Origin of the sequence: Paenibacillus sp. F411, from assembly GCF_017582705.1 — a bacterium.
In the GTDB taxonomy this organism is placed as follows: Bacteria; Bacillota; Bacilli; order Paenibacillales; family Paenibacillaceae; genus Paenibacillus_AQ; species Paenibacillus_AQ algicola.
This window is the reverse complement of sequence record NZ_JAGFIP010000007.1, coordinates 54,986-65,775: the sequence shown is the minus strand read 5'-3', so window position 1 is coordinate 65,775 and position 10,790 is coordinate 54,986. Positions and strand designations below refer to the sequence as shown.

At 51.0% G+C, this 10,790-nt stretch carries 11 protein-coding genes; 6 read left to right on the top strand and 5 right to left on the bottom strand.

Annotated elements, in window-relative coordinates; all coding sequences use genetic code 11:
* Window positions 1-44 precede the first annotated feature (44 nt).
* A complete protein-coding gene (locus tag JJQ72_RS09405) occupies window positions 45-356 on the bottom strand; it encodes a hypothetical protein (RefSeq protein WP_138226027.1) in 312 nt (103 codons plus the stop codon).
* 385 nt (window positions 357-741) lie between these two features.
* Here JJQ72_RS09405 and JJQ72_RS09400 point away from each other — a divergent pair, with 385 nt between their 5' ends.
* On the top strand, window positions 742-981 hold the full coding sequence (locus JJQ72_RS09400; RefSeq protein WP_138226028.1) for a hypothetical protein: 240 nt from the start codon (window positions 742-744) through the stop codon (window positions 979-981).
* A 46-nt stretch (window positions 982-1,027) separates the two neighbouring features.
* On the opposite strand, the gene JJQ72_RS09395 is transcribed toward JJQ72_RS09400, so the two are convergent.
* A complete protein-coding gene (locus JJQ72_RS09395; RefSeq protein WP_175415284.1) occupies window positions 1,028-1,165 on the bottom strand; it encodes a hypothetical protein in 138 nt (45 codons plus the stop codon).
* A 380-nt stretch (window positions 1,166-1,545) separates the two neighbouring features.
* Between JJQ72_RS09395 and JJQ72_RS09390 the strand changes: the two genes are divergently transcribed.
* Together JJQ72_RS09390 and JJQ72_RS09385 are read left to right on the top strand one after the other, a co-directional pair.
* Complete coding sequence (locus tag JJQ72_RS09390) at window positions 1,546-2,529, top strand: YpdA family putative bacillithiol disulfide reductase (RefSeq protein ID WP_138226029.1); 984 nt, start codon at window positions 1,546-1,548, stop codon at window positions 2,527-2,529.
* A 31-nt stretch (window positions 2,530-2,560) separates the two neighbouring features.
* Complete coding sequence (locus JJQ72_RS09385; protein WP_138226030.1) at window positions 2,561-3,004, top strand: DUF441 domain-containing protein; 444 nt, start codon at window positions 2,561-2,563, stop codon at window positions 3,002-3,004.
* Window positions 3,005-3,082: 78 nt separating this feature from the next.
* On the opposite strand, the gene JJQ72_RS09380 is transcribed toward JJQ72_RS09385, so the two are convergent.
* A complete protein-coding gene (locus JJQ72_RS09380; RefSeq protein WP_279591710.1) occupies window positions 3,083-4,834 on the bottom strand; it encodes an ABC transporter ATP-binding protein in 1,752 nt (583 codons plus the stop codon).
* Between the two features lie 139 nt (window positions 4,835-4,973).
* On the opposite strand from JJQ72_RS09380, the gene JJQ72_RS09375 reads away from it, so the two are divergent.
* Window positions 4,974-5,483: an ADP-heptose synthase gene (locus JJQ72_RS09375; RefSeq protein WP_138226032.1), complete on the top strand. Its 510-nt coding sequence runs from the start codon at window positions 4,974-4,976 to the stop codon at window positions 5,481-5,483.
* 52 nt (window positions 5,484-5,535) lie between these two features.
* Here the strand turns inward: JJQ72_RS09375 and JJQ72_RS09370 are convergent, their stop codons facing one another.
* Complete coding sequence (locus JJQ72_RS09370) at window positions 5,536-5,994, bottom strand: NUDIX domain-containing protein (RefSeq protein ID WP_208203479.1); 459 nt, start codon at window positions 5,992-5,994, stop codon at window positions 5,536-5,538.
* A gap of 51 nt (window positions 5,995-6,045) precedes the next feature.
* A complete protein-coding gene (locus JJQ72_RS09365) occupies window positions 6,046-6,351 on the bottom strand; it encodes a HesB/YadR/YfhF family protein (protein ID WP_138226034.1) in 306 nt (101 codons plus the stop codon).
* 516 nt (window positions 6,352-6,867) lie between these two features.
* Between JJQ72_RS09365 and JJQ72_RS09360 the strand changes: the two genes are divergently transcribed.
* Together JJQ72_RS09360 and JJQ72_RS09355 are read left to right on the top strand one after the other, a co-directional pair.
* Window positions 6,868-8,613 carry an ABC transporter ATP-binding protein gene (locus JJQ72_RS09360; protein WP_138226035.1) on the top strand — a complete coding sequence of 582 codons (1,746 nt, stop codon included), beginning with the start codon at window positions 6,868-6,870 and terminating at the stop codon, window positions 8,611-8,613.
* 12 nt (window positions 8,614-8,625) lie between these two features.
* Window positions 8,626-10,746, top strand: a complete 2,121-nt coding sequence (locus JJQ72_RS09355; RefSeq protein ID WP_243895990.1) for an ABC transporter ATP-binding protein — start codon at window positions 8,626-8,628, stop codon at window positions 10,744-10,746.
* Window positions 10,747-10,790 lie beyond the last annotated feature (44 nt).

Sequence of the window (10,790 nt, the reverse complement as noted above, 5' to 3'; positions counted from 1 at the left end):
GCGCCTCCTCAATATCACATTATGTAAGCTGCTTCATTACACCTTCACGGTTCCTGGAACAAGCTTCTTCGTCCGTATACCGGGGCGGTTTCCAGCGTTGTTGAAAATGCCCGCTGCAGGCGGATGTATGAGCCCTCCCGAAGGCCTGCCTCGACGAGGCTGCTTCCTTCCTGAACCTGAAACCATAGTCCCTCCGGAAATTTGGCTTCCAATATATATTGTACGCCCGGCTCGGGCAGCTCCTGGAACAGCCGGAGTCCGAGCAGCTCGTTTAGACGATGGACGGTACAGCTGTCAGGTACATCTATATCAAAGGTCTCATCACTTCTGCGTCCGCTGACTACCGTCAAAATCATGCAGGAATGCCACCCCTTCTGCATTATATTTAATTGGTTACATTGTTGTAACTATATCATCAGTGAGTCTACCCTGTCAATTTGTGTCATATTCCTTTCTCCCTATATGACCTCGAACACCCTAGTCCAAAAGCACCAGCGCAGATATTGAAACAGGGAAATCCAGTCCATATTCATCCATTCACCCTTATTTTACTATATAAATCAATATAGATAGCAAAAAAATGCAATATTATTGAAATTCAGCTCCTTCCTTGTCAGCTCATTCACAAAAATGTCACGGACAGCCATAGGTTGGTGATTAAATATCTCATTTTAAGGTTATTTTAAGTTTGGACGTTTATAATGCAACTATCATGAAACTATATTTTCGTGAGGTGATCACATGAAAATGCTAATTATGTTCCAAAACAAACCGGTTCCTGTATATTTCACCACGGATAATAAGCAGCCGGTACAAAAAGTTCTAAAGCTGTTGACCAGCGCCCTGGACGATAAAATCAATAACGGGAAAAAGGCACTGAAAAAATGCCTCAACTCCCTGATCAGCATCGAGATCGAGGGCTCTGAGGCCATTCTTCACAGCAAAAGCGAAAATGATTCTCTTGCGCTATCTCTTTTCTAAGAGATAGCCTTTTTTTGTGTAGAAGAACCTGGCGGTCACCGCCGTGCTAGGCATGGCGGATCCGCTGCTCCTCCTCGGCTTGGGCTTTAAGAACACGAATTTGAAACAGCTTTAGTAGGTTGAAGGTTGTGTTAGCTTCCTGACAGGTGCCCAATTTTCTTAAGATAAAACGATCAATGGACATGCCTCTCACTCCTGACTTTTTCATTCATCATTCAAAGCGACATTAGGATCATCAACCGGGGGAGGAAGGGAAAATATTTCCTGACTGCGGGTATTTTTTATTTAACCGTACTTTCCGGCTCTTAAACGCTTGGAAACAGGACAAACCGGGCCCGAATGAGCAACAATCCGCAGTGAAAAATGCTTTATAGTGCTAACTTTATCCATATCTAGTGATGCAATTTGATTCCAGCTAATCCCAGTTCAATATATAGAAAGACAAAAAATTTAAACTGCTTGAAATTTTTATAGGGATGCCGTTGGATTTCGGTCTCTTTTTGCGGTAGGATAAATAATACTGTTTCCACACATAGCTAACCACATAAGGAGGCGCAGCCATATATGCTAGACGTTTTAATTATCGGGGCAGGGCCCTGCGGCCTGTCTACGGCGATCGAATGCCAGAAGCGCGGACTGTCCGCAGAGCTTATTGACAAACATAATCTTGTGCATTCCATCTATCTATATCCGACGCATATGCAGTTTTTCAGCACCGCTGAAATGCTTGAGATTGGCGATGTGCCGTTCGCACTATCGAATGACAAGCCTTACCGCGATGAGGCATTGGCATATTATCGCCGAGTGGCCGAGCATTATCAGCTAGCGATCACCCCGTATGAAGAAGCTCTTTCTATCCAAAAGCAAGGCGACAGCTTTATCGTCAGCACCCGCAAGCGTAATGGCACCGAGGGGACCCGCACGGCCCGAAATGTCGTCATCTCTACGGGATACTTTGACCACCCGAATTATATAGGAATCCCCGGGGAGGACCTCGACAAGGTATCTCACTATTTTAGAGAGGCACACCCTTATGCCGGCATGAACACGGTCATTATCGGAGGCAGCAACTCCGCCGTCGATGCCGCCATGGAGCTCGTCCGGGTCGGTGCCAAGGTCAGTGTCGTCTACCGCGGCAGTGAAATTTCGCCGAATATCAAGCCTTGGGTACGCCCGTTATTTGAAGGCATGGTGCATAAGGGGAAAATCGCGCTTCATCTGGAATCCAGCGTAACAGACATCCAGGAGGCTCAGGTGACTATCTCTTCCCTGTCAGGAAAAGAGCAGATCATTGAGAATGACTTCGTGCTGGCACTAACCGGCTTTCGGCCGGATCGGCAGCTGCTTGCCTCCTCCGGAGTGAAACTCGACGAGGAAATGGAGAAGCCCCGGTTCAATCCCGATACGATGGAAACGACGGTACCGGGCTTGTTCGTGGCAGGCGTCATTGCTTCAGGTCGCAACGCGAATGAAGTATTCATTGAGACCGGACGATATCATGGCCGCCTCATCGCCGAGCACCTTGCTGGCCATCCCGCGGAATCATGAGGCCTTGGCCAGGAGAGGAGCTTGAAGGTTCATGGACATGACCGCTTTAATTTTGCTGGGACTGGCGGCGCTCGGGATTATGAGCAGCAATACCTCCATCACGATCGCTATGATTGTGCTGCTGCTGCTTCGGGTAAGCGGCCTGCAGCAGGCCTTTCCCTGGCTGGAGAAGCATGGCTTGACACTCGGAATCATCATTCTCACGATTGGCGTCATGACTCCGTTAGCCAGCGGGAAGATCAGCCTGGACACCATCCTCCAATCCTTTCTGAGCTGGAAATCACTGCTTGCCATCGGCATTGGTATGCTCGTTGCTTATTTGGGCGGGCGCGGAGCCCATCTGATGGGGACGCAGCCTACGATTGTTGCCGGTCTTCTGATCGGTACCGTTCTGGGAGTTGCGCTGTTCCGCGGAGTTCCGGTAGGTCCTCTCATTGCGGCCGGCCTGCTATCGCTGTTTCTCGGTAAATCCTGAATCATACTGCATCACAAAACAGCCTCCACCCTGCGATCATGTCTGCGGTGGAGGCTGTTTCGTATGAGCAGGTTTACATCAGCTAACAGTATCGAAATGCTGCACATTATATAATCGGGCATAGCTGCCTTCGCGCTCCATGAGCTCGGAATGGGTACCCTGCTCTGTAATTTGACCGTTCTCCAGTACGACGATTTGATCGGCATGCGTAATGGTAGACAGACGGTGAGCGACGATCAGCGTCGTTCTGTTACTGGACAGAGATTGCAGTGCCTGCTGGATCAGATGCTCGGATTCCAGGTCCAGCGCCGAGGTCGCTTCATCCAGCACCAGAATATCGGGATCCTTCAGAAACACCCGAGCGATCGCCAGCCGCTGCTTTTGTCCGCCGGACAGCTTGACGCCCCGCTCTCCCACCTCGGTGTCATACCCTAAAGGCAGGCTCATGATGAACTCATGGGCGTTTGCAGCCTGTGCAGCAGCCATGACAGACTCTTCATCGGCTTCCGGGTTCCCAAGCATAATATTCTCCCGCACCGAGCCGCTGAACAGGAAATTATCCTGCAGCACCATCCCGATCGAGCTTCGGAGGCTTTCCAGGGATACCGTCCGAATATCCTGCCCGCTGACGAGCACCCTGCCTTCCTGTACATCATAAAATCTGGGAATGAGCCCGATGAGCGACGACTTCCCACCTCCGCTCATTCCGACAAATGCAACGGTTTGTCCCTGCTTAATGTGCAGGTTAATATCCTTCAGCACCCAGTCCGTGCCGGTGCTGTATTTAAAGCACACCCGGTCAAACTGGATATCTCCGGCTGTACGAAGCGTCTTTGCATGAGGCTGATCCACAATATCGTAAGGCTCATCCATCAGCTCCTTGACCCGTTCCAGAGAAGCGGTAGCCTGTGTCAGCACGGTGGAGGAATTTATCAATCGGCGCAGCGGTGCATAGAGACGATCCAAATAACCGAAGAACGCGACGAACGTACCGAGCGTCAGATCTCCCTGAATAACCCGGTATCCGCCATAGCCGATGACGAGGATCGGGGCGATGTCGGTTAACGTATTAATAATGGAGAAGGTAAGGGCGTTCATGCGCGTCTGCGCCATTGCTTTTTTCAGAAAATTGCCGTTGATGCCTTCGAACTTGCGCTGGTCATAACGCTCCAAAGTAAAGCTGCGAATGACCGAGATCCCCTGAATCCGTTCATGCAGGTACGCCTGGATGCCCGCGAGTGCCTGCGAGCGGTCTTTCGTCAGCTTTTTCAAGCGCTTGTAGAGCAGGTTTACTGCAATGGCATACAGTGGAAGCACGGCAATGGAGACGAGAGTCAGCACCGGGTTCATAAAGAACATCACGATTAACACGAACGTCAGTGTAAACATGTCCAGCCAGATGTTCATCATGCCGACCTCAACCAGGTTCTTGGATTGCTCAACATCATTAATGAACCGGGAAATAGCCTCGCCGACCTTGGTATTCTGGTAATAACGCAGCGACAGCTTCTGCAAATGGGCATACAGACGATTACGCATATCGAACAGGATGCGGCTTGTAATATACTGAGCAAAATACTGCCTTACATATTCAACGGGTCCCCGTACGACGATAAACAGCACGAGTGTACCTGTCAGGATGAGCATAAGCTGCTCTATCTTTTGCTGCGGCGTCATATCAGAATTGGTGAGCAGGTCATCCACCACATACTTCATGATGAGGGGAAGCAGAAGCGGAATCGTAAATTTGATCATGCCAATGAACAAAGTAAATACAATCCACTTGATATAAGGCTTTACAAAGGGATAATAAATTTTCCAGGCTTTCAAATGCTGTCGGCAGCCCCTTTCTGGTTGTGAATTCCGGTTGTACAGGTTGACATTTGGCGTCGTCAATGCTTTGATATTTTGGAAACGTATTTCATAAAAAGCATGTTGGAAACGGCTTGTGCTTCGCAGGAGGATGAGAATGAGCACGATATTTGTGACGGAAGCGGTGATGCTGGCCATTTACGGTCAGCTGTTGACCCCGCCCAGACCGGTAGAATATATCATACCCTATACCACCATTTTGGAGTTGTACGAGCTCAGCAGCAGCGATGAGCCTTTGATGCATACGCCTGCTGATGACCAGCATGTGCGCACCAAGATCAATGAACTGATTCATTATTTTGAGGAGCCCCTGAACAAGAAGAAAATAGACAAGGCGCTGCAGACGCCTTGGGCTAAGAGTCCATCCATCCCTGTCGGCGAAAGAACGGTCGTGATCGTCATGAATGCGATTGATCATGCACCCTACGGCGAATTGTTTGACCCGGTGGAAACCGAGCTGCTGGCCGCCGCTGCCCGGCTTTCTGTGCCGCTGCTTACCGATCAGTACGAGCTGATACAGCGCATGATCAGTGCCGAGGTGCCTGTACAGGTATTTGATATTGACGATTTTGACTTTGCCCTGGATGACGATGCTGCTCAGGTGTAAGCGTTCAAGCACATAAAAAATTCCCCTTGCGGGGATTTTTTTATGCCTTCATTCAGCTTTCGTCAGGCTGCCCTAACAGCTTGTGCAAAATACGGGTGGTCAAGCCGTCTGTGACGGGCAGCGCATCCCTCGCGAAATATTTCATCGAGGTGTCGCTTTCCTCCGGCAGATCGATGACACTCTTAAGCCCGTGAGCAGCATAAACCCCGATGACGTAATATTCCTCGTCACCATTGACATGCTTCTTCACATAATCCCGTCCGGACAGCAGATCCAGCAGCTCCAGTTCCCCGGCATGATGTCCGCTCTCTTCCCACAGCTCCCGGGCCGCCGCTTCTTCCATCGACTCTCCCGGCTTAATCCCGCCGATCGGCAAGCCCCACACATCACGCCCCGGCCTCTTCAGCAGCAACACCTCGCCAGCCTCATTCCTTGCCATGACAGCTGCCTTGATCTTAAACACCACACTGCGGCCGATATATTGACGAATATCTCGGTTATACACGCTCATTACCCGGAACCTCCCCTGCCCCTTCAATGCGCGAATTGTAAGAGCAGCTCTCTAATGCCCCGCGCCTTCTTCTGTATACGTATACGAAATGTCCTCTTGTGATTCCTCATATTTGACCTCAAGGTCAAAGCCGCGGAGGTACCAAAGGTCCCGCTCTTCCATATAAAACGTAACATCATTCACTTTGGCGTCGATGCCCGAATGCTGCGGCTCCTCTATAGCCAGTCCCAATGTAAAGCCGGGATGCAGCCCTCCGCTTGCACTATAACGCGGAAAGAATCGGACCTTGGCTCCGGCCTGCAGCTCCAGCTCTCGAATAAACCAGGAAGCGGCTTCTTGACTGACTTGGATCCTCATATCTTTCACTCTCCTTGACCATCTCACCTGACATATATAATGTTTATCATAACGCATTCTATGTAGAGGTTACAAATGTTTTTGGCGCTTTCAGGACATGCTGTGAACCCGCGATGAGGCCTGACCCCGTCATGCGGCTAAAAAATAAGTTTGACATTCTGAAAGACATGGTGATAAAATTCAGACGAACCAAATGAATTCAAATAATTGTCAAATCTTAAAGAAAGGGGCGATCCAAGTGTTCAACACAGTCATTGTTATGTATACACATCCTGGCCGTACAGTGAACCAATTGAATATTGACAACGCCCCGCTGCATGCTTCACTCATTCGGAAGTCGCCAGTTTAGCCCTGGTATCCTTCTACGATGACGCCGCGGTACGTTGATACACTTCCGTGGTCATGATAGGTTTACACCGAGCATATCATCCGGTTTTCGGAGGATATGCTTTTTTTGGCTGTAAATACCCGTCAGAAGCTTGTTGATTTGGATGATGAAAGGATGGAACCAATCATATGTTTGCCGTTTTAAAAAATTTAGGCTGGTTTTTTCAGCTGGAGAAGAAACGATATCTCGTCGGATTGTTTTTCCTCATTGTGTGCGGAGGCCTGGAGCTCCTGCCGCCTCTACTGCTCGGTAATGCCATTGATGACATTGTAACAGGCTCCATCTCCTGGGGAGGGCTGACTCAATATCTGCTGCTTATTCTCGGTCTTGTTGCCGTCATTTATCTCTGTACATACGTGTGGATGCACCGCATCTTTGGCGGAGCGAATCTGGTGGAGCGCCTGCTACGCACCCGCTATATGAATCATTTGCTGGGCATGATGCCCCCCTTTTTCGAGAAGAACCGGACCGGGGATCTTATGGCCAAGGCCACGAATGATTTGCGCTCTGTCGCTGCTACAGCGGGCTTTGGCATGCTCGTCATGACCGACTCCACCTTCTTCCTGGTCGTCATCCTGTTTGCGATGGGCTTTCTGGTCAGCTGGAAGTTAACGTTAGCTGCCATTCTGCCGCTTCCTTTGATTGCCGTCGGTATGGTTATCTATGGCAGAGCTATACACAAGCGCTACACTGCCGCCCAGGATGCCTTCGGCGTGATGAATGATCAGGTGCTGGAGTCGGTTGCCGGCGTCCGCGTGATCCGGGCCTATGTGCAGGAGCGTGAGGATCAGCAGAAATTTCAGGACATTACGGATGATGTTTACCGTAAGAATCTGGCGGTAGCCAAGGTCGATGCCTTGTTCGAGCCAACGATTAACTTTTCCATTGGACTCAGCTATGTGATCGGTCTATCCTACGGGGTTTATATGGTTTTCCAGAACGAGATCACGCTGGGCAGCCTGGTATCCTTCAACATGTATCTGGGCATGATGATCTGGCCCATGTTCGCCATCGGAGAGCTCATTAACATTATGCAGCGGGGGAACGCCTCCCTGGACCGTGTGAACAGCACATTGTCTGTTCCGCCAGACGTGCCCGAGCCGGAGCAGCCTGTGCATGTCCGCACACCGGATAGCGTCGTCTTTGACCACCTCAGCTTCCGCTATCCTTCTTCTGGCGAGGATAACTTGAAGGACATCTCGCTGACCCTGAAACGTGGGCAGACCCTTGGCGTTGTCGGCCGGACCGGCAGCGGTAAATCCACCCTGCTCAAGCAGCTGCTGCATGAGTATCCTGCTGGCACGGGAAGGCTGCTGTTTGCCGGCGTACCGGTAGAGAATCTGTCCAAGGAGCAGCTGCATGCCTGGATCGGCTATGTCCCGCAGGAGCAGATTTTGTTCTCCAAGACGGTGAGACAGAACATTCAATTTGGCAAAAAAGATGCCGATGACGAAACCATTATGGAAGCCATCCGAACGGCAGCATTCGATCAGGATCTGCACACCTTATCCGACGGGCTGGATACGCTTGTCGGCGAGAAAGGAGTCGCGCTGTCCGGCGGTCAGAAGCAGCGCGTGTCTCTGGCCAGAGCTTTTATCGCAGACCCGGAGATCCTCATTCTGGACGATGCCTTATCCGCCGTTGATGCCCGCACGGAAGCCAAAATCATTGAACATATCCGGACCCAGCGTTCCGGCAAAACCACTCTTATCTCCACACATCGCCTCTCTGCGATCCAGCATGCAGACTGGATTGTTGTACTGGAGGACGGAGCCATTACCGAAGAGGGTACGCATGAAATGCTGCTTGCAGCCAATGGCTGGTACCGGGAGCAATATGAACGGCAGCAGCTTGAAAATCATCTTTCATCCTAGGAGGTGTTCTGCTTGAGCGGAAACCAATCTCAATCCATACCCAATACGACCGGAATAGCCAGACGGCTCTTCCGTTACGCGCTGACAGCCAAGGGAACGTTTATCGCAGCGCTTCTCATGCTCGCAATCGGTGTCGCCGCCGAGCTGGCCGGACCGTTCATCGCCAAGACGATGATCGACGAGCACGTGCTCGGCATCGAACAGCCCTATTACGAAACCGACTCCCCGGAAGGAGCCGCACTATATCAAGGCACTTACTATAAAAGAGCAGACCGATTAAGCGCCGAAGAAAACAGCGGTGCAGAGGTACGGCTGCTGCAGAGCGGAACGAGCTTTTATTTCATTAACGAGCCTGTAGAACGTGCCGAAGGCAGCCGCTCTTTTCAGGACGGAATCATGAGCATTACGTACGGCGATTCCACACAAAGCTATCCTGCCGTCAAGCTGAGCACAAGCGAGCTGTTCAGCTTTTACAAGCCGGAGCTGCCCGGCGTTTACAAGCTGGTCGGACTGTTTATGATTGCCATATTCATTTCCATGCTGGCCGTCTTTACTCGTACCTTCTGGATGCAGTCGGCAGCCAACCGTGTCATTCAGAAGCTGCGCACTGACGTTTATGCCCATATTCAGCGCCTGCCTGTCCATTATTTCGACAATCTGCCGGCCGGCAAGGTCGTATCCCGCGTTACCAATGACACTGAAGCCGTGAAGGATCTGTTCGTTGCCGTGCTGTCTAACTTTGCATCCGGCATCGTCTACATTACCGGTGTGTACATTGCCTTGTTCCTGCTGGATGTGCGTCTTGGCTTGATCAGCCTGTTTATTATTCCGATGCTTCTCATCTGGATTGTCCTTTACCGGAAATTTGCCACCCGTTACAATGTGGTAATTCGCTCGCGCTTAAGTGAAATTAATGCCATCATTAATGAATCCATCCAAGGCATGCCGATCATTCGGGTCTTCCGCCGCCAGAAAGCGACCCGCGAGGAATTTGAGGAGCTCAACCGCGATTATATGGCTCATCAGAATAAAATGCTGAATCTGAACTCCTTGACGACGCACAATCTGGTTAACGTCTTACGAAACATTGCGCTCGTCGTCATCTTGTGGTATTTCGGGTCTGCGTCCTTGTCCGCAACGGGAATCATTTCGATTGGGGTGCTGTACGCCTTCGTCGATCTGATGGGCCGGATGTTCCAGCCGATTACCGGAATGGTCAACCAGCTTGCTGCACTGGACTCCTCCATCGTATCTGCCAAAAGAGCCTTCGAGCTCATGGATGAGCCCGGCGAAGCCGTGACGGATGGCTCCATGCCAAGATATCAGGGAGATGTTGAATTCAAAGATGTCTCCTTTGCCTACAAAAAGGATTACGTGCTGAAGAATATTTCCTTCCAGGCAGCCAAGGGCCAAACCGTGGCGCTCGTCGGTCATACCGGCTCCGGCAAAAGCTCGATTATTAACCTGTTGTTCCGATTTTATGATCCGCAAAAGGGCAGCATTACGATTGATGGAAAGCCGGTCACGGAAATTCCGAAGCAGTGGCTCCGCCAGCATATGGGCATTGTCCTGCAGGACCCTTATCTCTTTACAGGCACCATCGCCAGCAATGTTAGTCTCGGTGATCCGCGGATTAGCCGGGAACAGGTGGATCAGGCGTTAAGGGCGGTCGGTGCCGACCGGCTGCTGAGCCATCTCCCGCTCGGATTTGACGAACCCGTCATCGAAAAAGGGAGTACGCTGTCTGCCGGTCAACGCCAGCTCATTTCATTCGCCCGCGCCCTCGCCTTCGATCCGGCGATCCTGATTCTGGATGAAGCCACAGCCAACATTGATACCGAAACCGAGGCGATCATTCAGCAGGCGCTGGAGGTGCTGAAGCAGGGCCGAACTACCTTTATCATTGCCCATCGCCTCTCGACCATTCGAAATGCAGACCAGATCCTCGTTCTGCATCGCGGTGAAATTGTGGAGCAGGGCTCCCATGATACGCTGATGGCACAGGGCGGCAAATACTTTAACATGTATCAGCTGCAGCAAGGCTCACCGGAGGCTGCGGGCGGTAGCATTCAGCGTGAGCGTGAAGCTATACCTGTACCGGCCATCATGAAAAAAGCAGCCGTGAAGCTATAATAGCTCTAAACAGCCAATTCGTTTGAACGGAAAAGGGCTGTCCC